This is a genomic window from Eubacterium multiforme, assembly GCF_030813415.1.
In the GTDB taxonomy this organism is placed as follows: Bacteria; Bacillota; Clostridia; order Clostridiales; family Clostridiaceae; genus Clostridium; species Clostridium multiforme.
In genome coordinates this window covers 407,648-425,038 of record NZ_JAUSUF010000001.1, presented here as the reverse complement: position 1 = coordinate 425,038, position 17,391 = coordinate 407,648, and the positions used below count along the sequence as shown (strand labels likewise).

General features: G+C 26.3%; 20 protein-coding genes and 1 other RNA gene. 18 read left to right on the top strand and 3 right to left on the bottom strand.

Going from position 1 to position 17,391, the window contains the following annotated elements; translation table 11 throughout:
- Window positions 1–25: 25 nt before the first annotated feature.
- The 8 genes from helD (at window position 26) to J2S18_RS01935 (ending at window position 6,567) form a co-directional block, all read left to right on the top strand.
- Window positions 26–2,317 (top strand): RNA polymerase recycling motor HelD, encoded by a 2,292-nt coding sequence (gene helD, locus J2S18_RS01970; RefSeq protein WP_307482572.1) that lies wholly within the window; start codon window positions 26–28, stop codon window positions 2,315–2,317.
- Window positions 2,318–2,510: 193 nt separating this feature from the next.
- Window positions 2,511–2,753, top strand: coding sequence for a DUF1292 domain-containing protein (locus J2S18_RS01965; RefSeq protein ID WP_307482569.1), 243 nt, complete (start codon window positions 2,511–2,513; stop codon window positions 2,751–2,753).
- Between the two features lie 17 nt (window positions 2,754–2,770).
- Entirely contained in the window at window positions 2,771–3,166 is a 396-nt protein-coding gene (locus tag J2S18_RS01960) for a hypothetical protein (protein WP_307482566.1), read from the top strand.
- Between the two features lie 71 nt (window positions 3,167–3,237).
- Window positions 3,238–3,431: non-coding RNA, 6S RNA (gene ssrS / locus J2S18_RS01955), on the top strand.
- Window positions 3,432–3,670: 239 nt separating this feature from the next.
- Window positions 3,671–3,865, top strand: coding sequence for a DUF896 domain-containing protein (locus tag J2S18_RS01950; RefSeq protein WP_307482563.1), 195 nt, complete (start codon window positions 3,671–3,673; stop codon window positions 3,863–3,865).
- A gap of 14 nt (window positions 3,866–3,879) precedes the next feature.
- Complete coding sequence (gene hprK / locus J2S18_RS01945; protein WP_307482560.1) at window positions 3,880–4,791, top strand: HPr(Ser) kinase/phosphatase; 912 nt, start codon at window positions 3,880–3,882, stop codon at window positions 4,789–4,791.
- A 67-nt stretch (window positions 4,792–4,858) separates the two neighbouring features.
- Complete coding sequence (locus J2S18_RS01940; protein WP_307482557.1) at window positions 4,859–6,238, top strand: aminopeptidase; 1,380 nt, start codon at window positions 4,859–4,861, stop codon at window positions 6,236–6,238.
- Window positions 6,239–6,348: 110 nt separating this feature from the next.
- Window positions 6,349–6,567, top strand: a complete 219-nt coding sequence (locus J2S18_RS01935; RefSeq protein ID WP_307482554.1) for a phage holin family protein — start codon at window positions 6,349–6,351, stop codon at window positions 6,565–6,567.
- A 70-nt stretch (window positions 6,568–6,637) separates the two neighbouring features.
- Here J2S18_RS01935 and J2S18_RS01930 read toward each other — a convergent pair whose 3' ends face one another.
- Window positions 6,638–7,471, bottom strand: a complete 834-nt coding sequence (locus tag J2S18_RS01930) for a PHP domain-containing protein (RefSeq protein ID WP_307482551.1) — start codon at window positions 7,469–7,471, stop codon at window positions 6,638–6,640.
- Between the two features lie 120 nt (window positions 7,472–7,591).
- Here J2S18_RS01930 and J2S18_RS01925 point away from each other — a divergent pair, with 120 nt between their 5' ends.
- From J2S18_RS01925 to folK, 7 genes are read left to right on the top strand one after another with little or no spacing between them, the layout of a single operon-like run.
- Window positions 7,592–8,191 carry an anthranilate synthase component II gene (locus J2S18_RS01925; RefSeq protein ID WP_307482548.1) on the top strand — a complete coding sequence of 200 codons (600 nt, stop codon included), beginning with the start codon at window positions 7,592–7,594 and terminating at the stop codon, window positions 8,189–8,191.
- Window positions 8,181–9,530, top strand: a complete 1,350-nt coding sequence (gene pabB / locus J2S18_RS01920; RefSeq protein ID WP_307482545.1) for an aminodeoxychorismate synthase component I — start codon at window positions 8,181–8,183, stop codon at window positions 9,528–9,530. Before J2S18_RS01925 ends, pabB begins: the two co-directional genes overlap by 11 nt.
- Window positions 9,527–10,285 carry an aminotransferase class IV gene (locus tag J2S18_RS01915; RefSeq protein ID WP_307482542.1) on the top strand — a complete coding sequence of 253 codons (759 nt, stop codon included), beginning with the start codon at window positions 9,527–9,529 and terminating at the stop codon, window positions 10,283–10,285. The genes pabB and J2S18_RS01915 overlap by 4 nt, the downstream gene beginning before the upstream one ends.
- Complete coding sequence (gene folE, locus J2S18_RS01910) at window positions 10,286–10,840, top strand: GTP cyclohydrolase I FolE (RefSeq protein WP_307482539.1); 555 nt, start codon at window positions 10,286–10,288, stop codon at window positions 10,838–10,840.
- Between the two features lie 13 nt (window positions 10,841–10,853).
- On the top strand, window positions 10,854–11,330 hold the full coding sequence (locus tag J2S18_RS01905; RefSeq protein WP_307482536.1) for an HD domain-containing protein: 477 nt from the start codon (window positions 10,854–10,856) through the stop codon (window positions 11,328–11,330).
- A 17-nt stretch (window positions 11,331–11,347) separates the two neighbouring features.
- Window positions 11,348–12,157, top strand: a complete 810-nt coding sequence (gene folP, locus J2S18_RS01900) for a dihydropteroate synthase (protein ID WP_307482532.1) — start codon at window positions 11,348–11,350, stop codon at window positions 12,155–12,157.
- A 13-nt stretch (window positions 12,158–12,170) separates the two neighbouring features.
- On the top strand, window positions 12,171–12,983 hold the full coding sequence (gene folK / locus J2S18_RS01895; RefSeq protein WP_307482529.1) for a 2-amino-4-hydroxy-6-hydroxymethyldihydropteridine diphosphokinase: 813 nt from the start codon (window positions 12,171–12,173) through the stop codon (window positions 12,981–12,983).
- 31 nt (window positions 12,984–13,014) lie between these two features.
- Here the strand turns inward: folK and J2S18_RS01890 are convergent, their stop codons facing one another.
- Window positions 13,015–13,485 (bottom strand): DUF4883 family protein, encoded by a 471-nt coding sequence (locus tag J2S18_RS01890; RefSeq protein ID WP_307482526.1) that lies wholly within the window; start codon window positions 13,483–13,485, stop codon window positions 13,015–13,017.
- Window positions 13,486–13,602: 117 nt separating this feature from the next.
- Here J2S18_RS01890 and J2S18_RS01885 point away from each other — a divergent pair, with 117 nt between their 5' ends.
- From J2S18_RS01885 to J2S18_RS01875, 3 genes are all read left to right on the top strand, one after another.
- Window positions 13,603–14,043 carry an N-acetylmuramoyl-L-alanine amidase gene (locus J2S18_RS01885; protein WP_307482522.1) on the top strand — a complete coding sequence of 147 codons (441 nt, stop codon included), beginning with the start codon at window positions 13,603–13,605 and terminating at the stop codon, window positions 14,041–14,043.
- A gap of 127 nt (window positions 14,044–14,170) precedes the next feature.
- Window positions 14,171–15,190 carry a pyruvate kinase gene (locus tag J2S18_RS01880; protein ID WP_307482518.1) on the top strand — a complete coding sequence of 340 codons (1,020 nt, stop codon included), beginning with the start codon at window positions 14,171–14,173 and terminating at the stop codon, window positions 15,188–15,190.
- A 265-nt stretch (window positions 15,191–15,455) separates the two neighbouring features.
- Entirely contained in the window at window positions 15,456–15,890 is a 435-nt protein-coding gene (locus J2S18_RS01875; RefSeq protein WP_307482515.1) for a hypothetical protein, read from the top strand.
- A 453-nt stretch (window positions 15,891–16,343) separates the two neighbouring features.
- Here J2S18_RS01875 and J2S18_RS01870 read toward each other — a convergent pair whose 3' ends face one another.
- Window positions 16,344–17,354: a C39 family peptidase gene (locus tag J2S18_RS01870; protein ID WP_307482512.1), complete on the bottom strand. Its 1,011-nt coding sequence runs from the start codon at window positions 17,352–17,354 to the stop codon at window positions 16,344–16,346.
- Window positions 17,355–17,391 lie beyond the last annotated feature (37 nt).

Below are 17,391 nucleotides of genomic sequence, written 5' to 3'. Positions count from 1 at the left end.
TATTTTAAATTAAGAGGTATTTATTTTGAGTAATAGTGAATTAAATGAAGAAAGATTAATACTAGAAGAAAAGAGAAAACTTATAGATGAAGAGCTTTTAGAAAAGCAAAAATATGTTGAACAAGTAACTCATAAGTTTACAGAGTTAAGTAAGGAATTAAAGGGAAAATATAATTTTGAAAAAGAATCCATAGAAAAAGCTATGAATCTTGCAAAAAATGATATACAAAAATATGAAGAAGTATACAATAGTCCTTATTTTGGAAGAGTTGATTTTAGGGAGAAAAGGTCAGCAGAAATAGAAAATATTTATATTGGAAAACATGGAATAAATAGTTCTAAAAATGGAGAAGAAGTTGTAGTAGATTGGAGAGCACCAGTTGCAGATCTTTACTATAGTGGAACAGGGGGAGAAGCCTATTATAAGGCTCCAGTTGGAATTATAGATGGAGAACTTTCTTTAAAGAGAAAATTTTTATTTGATGAAGAAGGAATACTTGAAAGAATTTTTGATGAAAGTATAAATGAGCTTATGATAAATGGAGAAGAAGGCCAAGGATTAGTTGATGAATTTCTTAAGATTAATCTTGAAGAAAGTAGAGGTAAGAAACTTAAAGAAGTTGTTGCAACAATTCAGAAGGAACAAAATGATATTATAAGATGGCCAAGAAATTTACCTATAATAGTTCAAGGTTCAGCAGGATCTGGAAAGACAACAATAGCCCTTCATAGACTTGCATACCTTATATATAGATATAAAGAAAATATGAGTGGAGAAGATATTTTAGTTCTTGCACCTAATAAACTGTTTTTAGACTATATTTCAGAGATTTTACCAAGTCTTGGAGCTAATGAAGTAAAACAGAGTACTTTTGAAGAAATGGCAAAGTCTAAAGCTAAAATTAAAGGAAAAATATACAATAAAGATGAAAAACTTAAAAGTATAATGGAAGAGGAAGATGAATTAAAAAGAAAATTAATTATAAATTCAGCAAAAATAAGAGGTTCATTAACTTTTAAAATAATGATTGATAGATATATAACTTTAATTGAAGGAAGAGCTTTAGAAATTAAAGATATAGAAATAGAAAATCAAGTTCTATTTAAGAGAAAAGAAATAATGAGATTATATTTAAAAGATTTAAGGGCATATCCTATAAATAAAAGAAAAGATGAAATAAAAAGATATTTAACTTTAAAACTTAAAGAAAAAATTCAATTAGTTCTTGAAAAGGTAAATATAGAATGGGATAGTAAAATACGAGATATAAAACTTAATGAAGAGGATTCAGAGGATAGAAGAAAAAAACTTATAAATCTTTATGATGAAAGAGATAAAATTAAGAAGTCTATTAAAAATAATTCTAAAACTGTAATGAATGATTATTTTAAAGCTTGGAGGGGAATAAATCCAAGTGACATATATAGAGGATTTTATAATGATGATGAATTGTTTGAAATATCTACAGATGGTAAGATTCCAGAAGCTCTTGCAGAATTTATGAAAGATGAATTTAATAGAAGAGATAAAGAAGGAATAGTAGATGAAGATGATCTAGCAGCACTTTTATATATTCGAGTTTTACTTGAAGGAATAGAAGATAATGAAAAGTTTAAACATATAGTTGTAGATGAAGCACAAGATTATAGTCCTTTTCAAATATATTTAGTAAATGAAATGGCCAAGGGAAATTCTTTAACATTAGTTGGAGATTTAGCTCAAGGAATTTATTATTATAAAGGACTTAAAACTTGGGAAGATATAACTAAGGGGCTATTTAAGGATAAGGCAACATTTATAAGTTTAACTCAAAGTTACCGTTCAACTGTTGAAATTATAGATTTTGCAAAGGGTGCATTAGATGCTCAAAATCTTGGACTTAAAGATGCAAAACCTGTTTTAAGGCATGGAGCAAAACCAGAAATAATAAACTTAAAAGAGGAAAAAGAAGTAATACAGACAGTGGAAAATATAATTGATAAAGTCATTTCATCAGGTAAAAATAGTATAGCTTTAATAACAAAGGATTCTAAGGAAGCAGAAAAATTAGAAAAGCTATTAAGAAGAAAATGTAAATATAAATTCCAAAGAATAAAAGGAAAAGAAAAGGAAGCAAAGGGAGATAACATAATAATTCCATCATATTTAACAAAGGGATTAGAATTTGACTGTAGTATAATTTATAATCCAAGTAAAGAGGATTATAAGGAAGAGAGTATATTAGATCAAAGACTTTTATATGTATCTCTTACAAGAGCTCTTCACACTGAATATATTATAGCTTTAGATAAGATAACTTCTCTAATTAAAAATTAAATTTAAAATATTTATTAATATAGAATTATTTTATAGAGAGCTAATTATAAAAAAACAACATGCTTTTAAAGACTATTTAAAAATTTTATGGATTTTTAGGTAGTCTTTTTTTAAAATTACCTATATTAGGTTTGTATTTATAAGTAATTATAATTATAATAAGAACATAAAAATGTTAGGAGGAATTAAACACATGGAAGAAAAAGAGATAATGTCTTTTAAAGATGAAAATGGAAATAAAGTGGATTTTGAGGCTGTTGCAAGAATATTTCTTGAAAAGAAGGAATATTTATTATTAACACCTGTTGATGAGGATGCAGAAGACATATTTGTCTTTAGAATAGATAAAGTAGATGACAAAGAAGAGCTAAATCTTGTTGAAGATGACAAAGAATTTTTAGCAGTAAAAAAAGAATACAGTAAGCTTATATACTAAAAGGAGAGTAATGAGAAATGAAAGCTTTTGATATTATTGAAATGTTAGAAGAAAATGGATTAACAGAAATTGAAGAAATTTTAGTAGATGATGATAAAGTAGTACTAGAATTTTTCTATGATTTTGATAGAGATGAGCTTAAAGCTGCAGAATCTTATGCAAATGAAGAAAGTGATACAGAAAAAGAAAGTGAAGAATGGAAAAAGGACTGGTACATACCATATCTTTTAGATATAGCTAAAGATAATATTGAAAATATTATTGAAGATATAAGTGATGAACTTGAAATTGAAGGAATGGCTCATGAGTTAAATATAGATGGAAATAATACTGACTATATTAAATTTGTTGCAGCATTTTGTACAGAAGATTGCGATTTACCATTAGAAGATATGTTAAACGATTACTTATAGATAATTATTAGAGTTTCAGAGTTTTAAGAAAAACTTGAAATGATAAAAAAATGTGTTATAATAAAGTCATAGCATTCCTGAGATGTTCGCCAAGCTTATCATGTTCAACCTACATATGATAAACGGGATTTGCAACATTATTAGTAATGTCGGGCTTCAAGGCTTTTGCTTTCATTATGACGGAAGATGGCAGATATAATATGAGTGAAACCCACCTGCGAGGCGCAGGTCTTGAATATATAAGCAAACGGCATGTTGGGATGATATATTTTGTAGAATTAATACCTCTGTAGTAGAGGTATTTTTTTTTACAAAGATTAAATAAATTAAGCAGCTAAATTTAATAGAAGGATATTTGTTAAGTTAAATTGTATTATTAAAGTAATAATTGTAAATAAGCTGTTTAAAAGTTAAAATCATTGGTGATAAAAGTTGATTATGTATAAAAATATTAGTAAAATAAATATAAAGACTAAAAAATATTGATTTTGTAAGGAGTATTATATGAATAACATAGATAAGATGAACATAGATGAAGTAACAGCTAAAATAAATGAATTATATAAAAAGAGTAAAGAAGAGGGATTAACAGAAGAAGAAAAAGAATTACAAAAAAAATTAAGACAAAGATATATAGATAGTGTAAAAAGAAATTTTAGAGCTCAACTTGAAGGAATAGAGCTTAAGAAAAAGAAATAAAGGGTGGATAGTGTATGGCAGTAACAGTTGAAAAATTAATTAAAGACTTCGACTTAGAAATATTAGTAGAAGGCGTTGAAGGTGAAAAAATAAATGTAAGCGATATCAATAGACCTGGACTGCAACTATCTGGATTTTATAATTACTTTACACCTGAAAGAATACAAGTTATAGGAAAGGCTGAATGGAGTTTCTTAGATGATATGCAAGTTGAACTAAGAAGAAAGAGACTTAAAAAATTCTTTAGCTTTAATATGAAGTGTGTAATAGTAACAAGAGATCTTGTACCTCATGAAGAACTAATAAAATATGCTGAAAAACAAAATATTTGGGTTTTAAGAAGTAACATGGTTACTACAAATTTTATTAGTAAATTAACTATTTACATGGCAGATAAATTAGCACCAGAAACTAGACTTCATGGAGTGCTAGTGGATGTTTATGGAATAGGTATATTAATAACAGGAGAAAGTGGAATCGGTAAAAGTGAAGTTGCCCTTGAACTTATAAAAAGAGGACATAGATTAGTAACTGATGATGCTGTTGATATAAAAGAAATAGATGGTGAACTTATTGGTTCATCACCTAGAATAACTATTGGAATGCTTGAAGTTAGAGGTATTGGAATAATCGATGTTTCTGCATTATATGGTTTAAGTTCAGTACTACAAGAAAAAGATATTAAACTTGTAATGCATTTCGAACATTGGAAAAGCGAAGGGGACTATGATAGGTTAGGAACAAACTATGAGTATATGGATGTTTTAGGCGTTCCAGTTAGAAAACTAACTGTTCCTATAAGACCTGGTAGAAATATTGCAGTAATTATTGAGGCGGCTGCAGTAAACTTTAGATATTCACTTATGTCTAAAGAAACACCAGTTGATATTATAGAAAACAGAATAAATCAAATAAGCGATAATTAAAAAAGTAATTATTATTATAACAAAAGATAATAATAATAATATAAATAACAAAAGGGAGGAATTTCATATGTCAAAAAATGCTTGGGAAAAGTATGATGAAAAAGGAATTCAAGAAATATTTAATTTCAACGAAGGCTATAAGAAATTTATTTCAGAATGTAAGACAGAAAGAGAATGTGTTGTAGAGTCAATTAAGATTGCAGAAAAACATGGATTCAAAAATTTAGAAGATGTAATAAATTCTAATGAAACTTTAAAGCCTGGTGATAAGGTTTATGCAAATAATATGGGAAAAGGACTAGCATTATTTGTAATTGGTAAAGAAAAAATGGAAAAAGGTCTTAAAATTTTAGGAGCTCACATTGATTCACCAAGACTAGATTTAAAACAAAATCCATTATATGAAGATACTGATTTAGCTTTTTTAGACACTCACTATTATGGTGGAATAAAGAAATATCAATGGGTTACTCTTCCACTTGCTTTACATGGTGTTGTAGTTAAAAAGGATGGAACAAAAGTAAATGTAGTTGTTGGAGAAGATGAAAGTGATCCAGTAGTTGGAATATCTGACCTTTTAATTCATCTTGCAGCAGATCAAATGGACAAAAAGGCTGGAAAAGTAGTTGAAGGAGAAGACTTAAATGTTCTAATTGGAAGCATACCTTTAAAGGATGAAGAAAAAGATGCTGTTAAGGCAAACATTCTTAGAATATTAAAGGAAAAATATGATTTCGAAGAAGATGACTTCTTATCAGCAGAAATAGAAGTTGTACCAGCAGGAAAAGCAAGAGATTATGGATTAGATAGAAGTATGATCATGGGATATGGTCAAGATGATAGAGTTTGTGCTTATACTTCATTACTAGCTTTAACAGAAATTAAGGAAGCAAAGGATAAAACTTGTGTATGCTTACTTGTTGATAAAGAAGAAGTTGGAAGTATAGGAGCTACTGGAATGCAGTCAAAATTCTTTGAAAATGTAGTAGCTGAAGTTATGGATAGAGCAGGAGATTATTCAGAAATAAAATTAAGAAGATGCTTAACTAACTCAAAGATGCTTTCATCTGATGTTAGTGCAGCCTTTGATCCAAATTATCCATCAGTAATGGAAAAGAAAAATACTGCTTTCTTTGGAAAAGGAATTGTATTTAATAAATATACTGGTGCTAGAGGAAAAGGTGGCTGTAATGATGCAAATGCTGAATACATTGCAGAACTTAGAGCTATGATGGAAAAACACGATGTATCCTTCCAAACAGCTGAACTTGGTAAAGTTGACCAAGGAGGCGGTGGAACAATCGCTTATATATTAGCACAATATAATATGGAAGTAATTGATTGTGGAGTTGCTCTTCAAAATATGCATGCTCCATGGGAAGTTGCATCAAAGGTTGATGTATTTGAAACTAAAAATGGATATGTTGCTTTCTTAAAAGAAGCATAAAAATAAAAAATAGTTTACCTTATTTTATAGGGTAGACTATTTTTTTTTTTGCCCTTTTGTAACTTAACAAATATATTTACATATATTAATAATACAAAGGGGGAAAGTATATGATTGATAAATCCCGTTTTAAAAATTATGGACTATGGGTATCTATTGCAGCATTAATTCCAATGATTTTACATGCATTTGGATTTGATGTTTTACCAGATAATTATCAAGAAATAACAAGTTCTATACTTTCCATTTTAGTAATGGCAGGTATATTAAGTAATCCAACAACTGATTGCAAATGGTATATTGATGATAAAAATAAATGCGATAAATAAAAGTGACACCTCTTTATTAAATAAAGGTGCCTATTCTACATTTATAATTAAAGTAGAATAGGCACTTATTTTATTTCATATTTAAATTTTCTAGTAGTTTACTTAAATATTCATCTTTTAAAGGCATATCTCCTATATCACCATGACGTTTATCATTTTTAAAATCACCATGACAATCAGAGCCAGCAGAAACTAAAAGATTATGTTTCTTTGCAAAATCTAATAGATATTTTTCATCTTCTTTTGAATTTAAAAAGTATACTGCTTCAATTCCATCTAAATTAAATTTTAAAAAATCTTCTAAAGAAGAATTTTTAATTAATACAGGATGAGCTAAAAATACAAGAGCATTAAATTTATGAAGAACTTCTATACCTTCTTCAATAGTTATTTTGTTAGTTGGTACATAAGCTGGTTTATCTTTACCAATGAAATTATCAAAAATATAATCATGAGTGTAAGAATAACCTGCATCTATTATTGCCTTTGCAATATGAGGTCTTGCAACTACATTTTTACCATGTTTTAAAACATCTTCAAAATTTATATTTATATTAAATTCATCAGATAATTTTTCTATCATTTTTTTTGCTCTTAATATTCTTTTTTCTTGTATATTATTTAATATTTCAATAAAATTTTCTGATTTATAACTGTCATCTTTGAAAAATCCTAATAAGTGGATACTTTCATTGTTATAGTTACATGAAAATTCTATTCCAGGAATTAATTTTATATTTTTAACTTTTGCTTCATCTATTGCTTCTGAAAGACCATTTATAGTGTCGTGGTCTGTTATTGCAAGTATTTCTACTCCATTTTTATATGCTCTGTCAACAACTTCTTTTGGACTAAGTAATCCATCAGATTTATTTGTGTGTACATGAAAATCAACTTTTGGCATATAATTTAAACTCCTTTCTTAAGCTTATTTATTTTTTTAAGATAAAAAGCTATGCTATAATTTAAATATTATAAGTATTTTAGCACAAGATAAGATAAATGAATAGAAGTGGGGGATATTATGTTAGTAATGATAGATAATTATGATTCATTTGTTTACAATTTAGTTAGATATTTTAATGAATTAGATGAAGAAGTAAAAGTTTTTAGAAATGATGAAGTAAATAGTGACATAATAAATAATATTAATCCAGATGGAATTGTTATATCACCAGGACCTAAAAGTCCTAAGGAAGCTGGAGAAGTTTTGAAAATAATAGAAGAATTTAAAGAAAAAACACCTATTTTAGGAATATGCCTTGGACATCAAAGTATAGGGGAATACTTTGGAGGTAATATAGTAAAGGGTATAAGACCTATGCATGGAAAAATATCTAAGGTTTTAAATAATGGAAAGGGAATATTCAAAGGTATTCCAAAGGAAATAAAGGTTACAAGATATCATTCTTTAATTATAGAAAAGGAAAACTTCCCTTCTGAATTAGAGATTACTGCAATAACAGAAGATGGAGTTATTATGGGAATTGAACATAAATCTTTACCTATATATGGTGTTCAATATCATCCAGAGGCAGTACTTACAGAAGAAGGACATACACTTCTTAATAATTTTATTAATATTTGCAAAGAAAAAGGAAGGGAGAGAAAAAATGAAATTTAGTATAGAAGAGATTAAAACAAATTTATCTCCTTTTGATATATATAATTTATTTAGTAAAGAAAAAGATAGTGTTTTTTTAGATAGTTCAAAGGAAGATGAAAGGTTATCAAAATATTCTTTTATAGGAATAAACCCAATTGAAACCTTTGAAGTTTTAAATGGAGAAGTTTATATAAATTCTAAAAAAATAGAAGGAAGAGATGGCTTTTTAGAGTTAGAAAAAAGAATAGAAAATTATAAATTACATATTGAAAGTGATATTCCCTTAATTGGAGGATATATAGGATATATATCCTATGATGCAGGAAGACTATTAGAAAAGCTACCTAATACAGCAAAAGAAGATTTTACTATTCCTGATATGAGGTTTATATTATATAATAATATAATAATTTTTGACTTAATAAAAAATAAAACTTTTATAACATCCTTAGGATTAAAAGAAGAAGAGGATATAGATTTAATTAAAGAAAAAATAAAATATGCATCTCCTAAAGGCGAGGAAACTATAAGAGAAGGAAAGAATGAATTTTATTCTAATTTTACAAAGGGAGAGTATATTAATGCAGTTAAGAAGATGAAGGAATATATAGTAAATGGTGATATATATATTGCCAATATGACTCAAAGATTTTATTGTAAATCCCTAGAGGATTCCTTTAAAATATATTCTAAATTAAGAAGTATTAATAAGGCACCTTTTTCAGCTTTTTTAAATTATGAGGACTTTCAAATTATAAGTTCTTCTCCTGAAAGATTTATTCAAATAAAGGATGGAAATGTAAATACTCGTCCAATAAAGGGTACTAGACCAAGGGGCAAAAATAAAGAAGAGGATGATATTTTTAGAAGAGAGCTACAAAATAGTGAGAAGGATAAGTCAGAACTACTTATGATTGTTGACTTAGAAAGAAATGATTTAAGTAAAGTATGTGAAAATAATTCTGTAAAGGTTAGTGAGCTTTTTAAAATAGAAGAATATGCAACTGTATTTCATTTAGTTTCTACAATAGAAGGAAAATTAAAAAAGGAAAATTCAGCAGTTAAATGTATGAAAGAAGCATTTCCAGGAGGATCTATAACAGGTGCACCTAAAATTCGTGCAATGGAAATTATAGAAGAACTTGAAGGGGTTAAAAGAAATCTTTATACAGGAAGTATAGGATATTTTGATTTAAGGGGAAATAGTGACTTTAATATAGTAATAAGAACTATACTAAAAAAGGATAACAAAGCTTACTTTGGAGTAGGTGGAGGAATAACCTTTGAATCAGATGAAGAAGATGAATATTATGAAACACTTCAAAAGGCAAAGGCATTAATGCAGGTGTTAAGATGAGAGAGATTATAATAGATCAAAATAAAATTAATTTAGATAATGGTGTTTTCTTTGGAGAAGGGGTTTTTGAAACAATTTTTTTTAATGAAAGCCCTTATTTTTTAGAATTTCATATAGAAAGATTGAAAAAAGCTTTAAAAATTTTAAATATGCCTCCTTTAATAGAAGAAGAAAAGGTAGTAGAATATATAAATAAATTAAAATTAGTAAATAAAGCATTAAAGATAACAGTTACAGAAAAAAATATTATATTAACTACAAGAGACAATAGTTATACTGATGAAATGTATGAAAAGGGATTTAACCTTAAAATTTCAAAAGTACTTAGAAATTCAACATCTATTATGCCTAGAATAAAGTCTACTAATTATATTGAAAATATATTAGAAAAAAGAAAGGCAGCAAAAGAAGGCTTTAATGATGCTATATTTTTTAATGAAAAGGGATATTTATGTGAAACTACAGTTTCTAATATATTTTGTATAAAAAATAAAAAAATATATACTCCAAAATGTTCTAATGGATTATTAAATGGAACAGTAAGAGATTGGATTATAAGAAATTTTAAAGTTTCTAAGTGTAATATTACATTAGATGAATTAAAAAATATGGATGAAGTATTTTTAACTAACAGTTTACTTGGTATAATGAAAGTTAAATTTATAGAAGATATAAGATTTGATAAAGAATATGTTACAAATATTATAAGCAATAAGTATAGAGAAGATTTACTAAAATTGGAGGGCAAAGGATAAATGATAAACAAAGAGAAGATAATTGAAGGGGCCAAATTAATAATAGAAGGAATTGGGGAAGATCCAAATAGAGAAGGGCTTATAGAAACACCTGAGAGAATAGCTAGAATGTATGAAGAGATTTTTGCAGGACTTAATAAAGATGCTAAGGAATATTTAAGTAAAGCCTTTACTGTTTCAAGAGATGATTTAGTTATAGAAAAGGATATAGTTTTTTATTCAATGTGTGAACATCATTTTGTACCTTTCTTTGGAAAGGCTCATATAGCATATATACCAAATGGAAAGGTAGCAGGGCTTTCTAAACTTGCAAGAACAGTTGAATTACATTCAAAGAAACCACAACTTCAAGAAAGATTAACTTGTGAAATTGCAGATGATATTATGAAATATTTAGATGCAAAGGGAGTTATTGTTGTTCTTGAAGGAGAGCATACTTGTATGACGATGAGAGGAGTTAAAAAGCCTGGAACAAAAACAATAACAACTACTTATAGAGGTGTATGTGAAGAGGATAGGGAACTTAGAGGAGAAATTCTTTCCCTTATGAGATAGGAGCCTATAATTTATGGATAAGGTAAATGAGATTTTAAAAAATAATATTTTTAAGGAAAATATGAAACTTTTAGAAGATCTAGAAATAGATAGAGAATTTTGTAGACATGGGTTAGATCACAGCTTAGATGTTGCAAGAATAGCATATATAAAAGCTTTAGAAGAAAACATTGATATTTCAAAAGAAGTTATATATGCAGTAGCTCTTTTACATGATATAGGTAGAGTTTTGCAATACAAAGAAAATATACCACATCATAAAGGAAGCGTAATATTAGCTGAAAAAATATTAAAGGAAACTTCCTTTAGTAATGAAGAACAAAACTTAATAATAAGTGGAATAGAAAATCATAGAGAAGATAATAATTCTAATTATTTTAATAAATTAATTAGAGAAAGTGATAAGCTATCTAGAAACTGCTTTACTTGTAAAAGTTATAATAAATGCTATTGGGATAAAAATAAGAAAAACAATATAATTAAGTATTAAATTAAGGAGTGAATTTAATGAAGATAGGAAATACTGAATTTAAATTAGGTGAAAGAACCTATGTAATGGGAATACTTAATGTAACTCCAGATTCTTTTTCAGATGGAGGAAAGTTTAATAATATAGAGGCTGCTTTAAAGAAAACAAAAGAACTTATAGATGATGGAGCTGATATTATAGATATTGGTGGGGAGTCAACTAGACCTAACTTTGAAGTTGTTAAGGCAGAGGAAGAAATAAAGAGAGTTGTACCTATAATAAAAGCAATAAAAGAAAATTTTGATATACCAATATCAATTGATACATATAAAAGTGAAACAGCAAAGGCAGCTATAGAAGCTGGTGCTGATTTAATAAATGATGTATGGGGATTTAAAAAGGATAAAAACATGGCAAAGGTTGCCTATGAATATGAAGTTCCTTGTATTTTAATGCATAATAGAGAAAAGGCTGAGTATAAAAACTTAATGGAAGATGTTATAAGTGATTTAGAAGAAAGTATAAATATAGCATTAGAAGCTGGGGTTAAAAAGGAAAATATTATATTAGATCCAGGTATAGGATTTGCAAAAACATTAGAAGAAAATTTAAAGGTTATGAATAACCTAGAAAAAATTAGAGATATGGGATATCCTGTTCTTTTAGGTACATCAAGAAAGTCAATGATAGGACTAACACTAGATCTTCCAGTAGACAAGCGTTTAGAAGGAACTATAGCAACAACAGTACTTGGAATAGTTAAAGGCTGTGAATTTATAAGGGTACATGATGTTCTAGAAAATAAGAGAGCTTGCGTTATGACAGATGCAATTTTAAAAGCTAAATAAGGTGGTATAACTTATGGATAAAATTTATTTAAAGGATGTTGAAATATTTGCAAATCATGGGGTATTTCAAGAAGAAAAAAGTTTAGGACAAAAATTTATATTTGATATAGAGTTAGAATTAGACCTTTCAAAGGCAGGGAAAACTGGTGATTTAAAATCTTCTGTTCATTATGGAGAACTTGTATATGGAATTGAGAAGGTTGTATGTGAAAAAAGTTATGATTTAATTGAAACTGTTGGAGAAAGAGTTTCAGAATATATACTTAATGAATATAGATTTATTAAAAATGTTAAAGTTAAAGTTAAAAAACCATGGGCACCTATAGGAAGACATTTAAAATATGCAGCTATTGAAATAAATAGAGGATGGCATGAAGCTTATCTTTCAATTGGAACTAATATTGGAGATAAAGAAAATAATTTAAGAGAAGCTATAAATTACTTAGAAGATATAAATGGAGTTACTATAGATAAAATATCATCATTTATAAAAACTAAACCTTGGGGATTAGAGAATCAGGAAGATTTCTTAAATGGAGCAATTAAATTAAAAACAATACTTTCTCCAAAGGAGCTTATGGATGAGCTTTTAAATATTGAAAAATTAATGAAGAGAGAAAGAATAATAAAGTGGGGACCTAGAATAATAGATTTAGATATTATATTTTATGACGATATTATAATGGATGATGATTATACTACTATTCCACATCCAAGAATGGAAGAGAGAGAATTTGTATTAAAACCTCTTTGTGAAATAGCACCTAATAAGGTTCACCCTCTATTAAAAAAGAGAGTATTTAGATTACTTGAAGAATTAAATTAAAGTTTAGGAGTGCAAATTAACTATTGCACTCCTATTTTTTATTTTTAATATAATTACAAAAATCATAAAGATTAAAATGAAGGGGAAGATTGCTCATGTCAATTATATCTTCACTATAATGACCATCCCAAGGATTAAGAGTAGCTATTTTATTATCATAAATTTTTATAATATAATTTTCTTCTGGAAATTTAATAATAAGTCTAAAAATTTCTTTGTTTTTAATTTCAAATTTATCTAAAAAGGCACTTTCATCTAAAGTATTTATAAAATTTTTTAAAATATCATTATCTTTCTCATCTACTGGAAAATATTTGTAAAGATTTGTGTCAAATACCTGAAGAGAATATGTTTTATTATCTATTAGATTATCTTTAATTTTATTAGAGTAATAATTTTTTGAAGGACTTTTTTCAAAGTGAACATATCTTGAACTATTTAAAGTACAACCTTGTAGAAATATTAAAGCTAATATTAAAGATAAAAACTTAATATGTTTCAACTATAAAACCTCCCATTTAAAATCTCTTTAATAATTTATTCTAGTTAATCTTTAATTAGAACATTTTGGAAAGTTATGAATATAATATAATAAAATTTAATCCTTGGAGGTATTATTATGAAAATTGGAATAGATATAAATTATTCTGATATTTCCAGGGCTGTAAGGACAGAGCTTAAGAAAAAGGGATATTATATTGTTGATATGTCCTTGGAAGAGAAAATAATTATTGGAGAGGAAGTATTTAAAAAGGCAATTCTTATTAATACTTCAAAATTAGATTTCTTTTTGCTTGTTCAAATTAATGAGGAAGAGGAAAATACAAAAATTTATTACAAAGATAAGATATCTAAAGATTTTTCCCTGAAACTACAAAGAAAATTAAGGGCTATTGGAATAAATAATATTAATTATAATAACGGAAATAAATTTTATTTAATGAAAAATACAGATGTTCCAACTGTAATTATAAAAATGAATTTAGAAGAAATTGAAGACAAAAAAGAGGATTTAATAAAAATATTAATTAGTTCTTTAGAGTCACTTAAGATTTCATAAATTAATTATATTTTTAGTTTTTTTATTTTATATCTTAAATAGAAAAAGTAATTACAAGTAATATTAAGGGATAAAAAGGGGTGAACAAAAGTAATATTATAGTAAGGGTAAAAAGGGGGATAGCATTATGAGGGTAATAGCAACTTTAGGACCTAGCATTAATGAAAAATTAGTTATTCAAGAATTGATTTCATCTGGAGTTAATACCTTCAGATTTAATTTTTCTCATGGAAGAATTGAGGATTTTGAAGAAAAATATAAATTAATAAAAGATATAAATAAAGATATACATATTATGGTGGACTTACCTGGAAGTAAAATAAGGATATCAGATAAGCTTCCATATATATATAAAATTTATAATGGAGAAGAACTTGTATTTTGTGGAGAAGATATTTATATAAATGAAGGGTATGCTGTTAAGAGAGGCAAAAATAGGGTGATTCCTTTAAATATAAAAAATAAATTTTTAAAGGATAAAAATATAAAAAGTATTTCAATGAAAGATAATACAATGAATTTTGAAATACTTTCTATAAGTAATAGTGGAATTAAAGTTAGAGTGAAAAAGGGAGGGATAGTAAGAGCTGAAAAAGGATGTAATATAAAAGGATTTTCAAGGGAAAACTTAGAACTTTCAGAAAGAGATAAGATTGCAATTTCCTGGGGAATTAAAAATAAAGTAGATATAATATGTCAATCTTTTGTTGAAGATGTATTTGATATAGAAAAGGTTAAAAACTTTATAAAATTAAAGAATATAGAAGAAAGTTATATACCTGATATATGGGGAAAGTTAGAAACTGAAAAGGGAATTAAAAATGTAAATATTATTTCTAAGAGTGTTAATGGAATTGTAATTGGACGGGGAGATTTAGTTCCAGAATGTAATATAATAGATGTTCCAATTTATCAAGATAAAATTTTTAATAATCTAAAAAAATATAATGGAGAGATAATAGTTGCAACTCATATTTTAAACAGTATGAAAAGAGGAAAGAGAGCAGATTTATCTGAAGTGGATAGTATATATAATTTAATTTTAAAAGGGTGTAGTGGATTTTTACTATCAGGAGAAACTTCAATAGGAAAGGCACCTATAAAGACAGTGAAATTTTTAGTGACTCTTATAAAAAGATATAAATAAAAAAAGAAGGGTTTGATTATATGGGAGATAAAGGTGGAGGGAAAAGTGTTTTATATACTAGAATTACTCAACTAGTTTGGATATGTATTGGTGTTTTAATGTTATTTTTAATTTATAAAGTTGTAACTGAGTTAATTTAGATTTTAAGGAATTATTTATTAATAAAAATGTAAGATTTAACCTAGAGTTAATAAAACGTTTACTGTAATTTGAATTAATTATGATAAAATTAAATAAATCTATAACTTAGGAAGAAGTGAAATGGATGAAAAAATTTGTAGCAATTTTAATTTTTATATTAACACTAAATACCATATTTGTTGGCTGTGGCAAATATGAACCAGAAGAACTAGGTAAGTATAATACAATTTATAAAGACAAAAGTGATAAAGAAGATGATGGTTCATATCCAGTAATAAATATTAAAAACATAAAAAAAGAAAATGGGGCCTTAGTTATAGAGATAGAAGCGCCTACAATAAAACAACTAGATTATGCATTTGATAATTTTTTATTTGTACAACTTATAGATAAAGATGGTAGTAGAATTCAGTATGAAAAGATGCAACTAGATCCAATTGAAGGAGATATTCAGGCAGAATTAAAACTTACTGGTGTAGATTTAAATGAGATTGCTTATGTAGAGATAGGTCCATATAAAACAAAAGATGATAGTCCATTAATTTTTAAAGTTAACTAAATAATTTATAATAAAGATAATTAAAAAATTATATAAATAAAAAACTAAGAGATTTATTTCTCTTAGTTTTTTATTTAATAGTATTATATTTAAAAAGTGATATATTAAAAGGTTTATATTCAATAAGTAGATTATATACCTAATATAGTATTTTAGTTATACATTTAACTTTGATTTTACATTAGAAGTTAATATTCTTTTAAAAGTTAACATATTTACAATAAATTTATTACATTAAAAATATCAAATAAAGGCAGTGAGCCAAGCACTCATTGCCTTTACCTGTAAATTTTATATTTTTATAAAGTTTGTAAAGAAAGCAATTAATTTCTTTTACATAATTAGTATAATTAAATTTATATTAGAAATCTACAGCCTTAACCTGATTTTTACATTGGATAACTTAGTTTTTACATTAAGTAATTCAAATTATTAAGAATTTAAAAGTTAAGTTTATTTACTAGAAAATACAAAATATTCTTGTCCTTCATTAGCCAAAACACTTTGTTTTAATAATATAAAGCCATCATTTTTAATATTATCAATTATAGTACCATCATATATGTAAAATTGATTATAACAGTGAGGGTCATAAACTTTAAAATAAGTTGAGTTATTTATTTTTTTATAACCAGATAAAACAATGTAATGGCCTCCTTTAGTAACATGGCCAGGACACATATTAGCAATTACTAAATGCTTTTTATCATTTAACAGTCTCTTTACCTCTCTTATACTTGAAGTATAAGTTAGATTCAAGTTATATTGTGGTTTAGATTTATCAGAAGAGGCAATTTTGAAGAATTTGCTATCTGTTCCTCTATTAGTTGTTCTTGTATTTTTTTCTATTGAATACTTACATAACTCAGGTGGAGATATATCAGTATTATTTAATGTTGAAGCAACTATTGCAAAAGCAGTTGGAGCACAGGCTGAATTTGCAATTATTTGTGATTTGTTATTTATAATACTATAAATATTATTACCATATCTAGGATCATCCTGTGCATAATATCTTATAAAATCTTCTTTAATAGTACTTGATAAATCAGAAGGATTAATTTTATTTGAATTGCATTTAGTCAAATAATCTTCCTTTAAATATCCTGTTTTGTTATTATACTTTACTTTGTAAAAATTTTTTTCTTTTTCTAATATATTTACTATTGAGCTATTTGGAATTTTACATGATATAGCTGAAGAATTATAAGGTTCCTCTAATAAATTTAAATTATCTATTTTGCTATTTAGATTTGCTATTCCAAAAGATAAATTTGAAGAATTTTTAACTTCTTTAGAATCATTAGAATCCTGTGGAACTATTTTTGTAGAATTAGTATTTATGACTTTTGAATTATGGTTTACCTTTTTAAAAATAATTATAGATAGTATAAGAATTATAATAAAAAGTATTGATGATATAATTATAATCTTATTACATAGGGAAAGTGTTTTTAACTTCATTTAATGTATCCTTTCTTTTGTGTATTAGAATATAAAG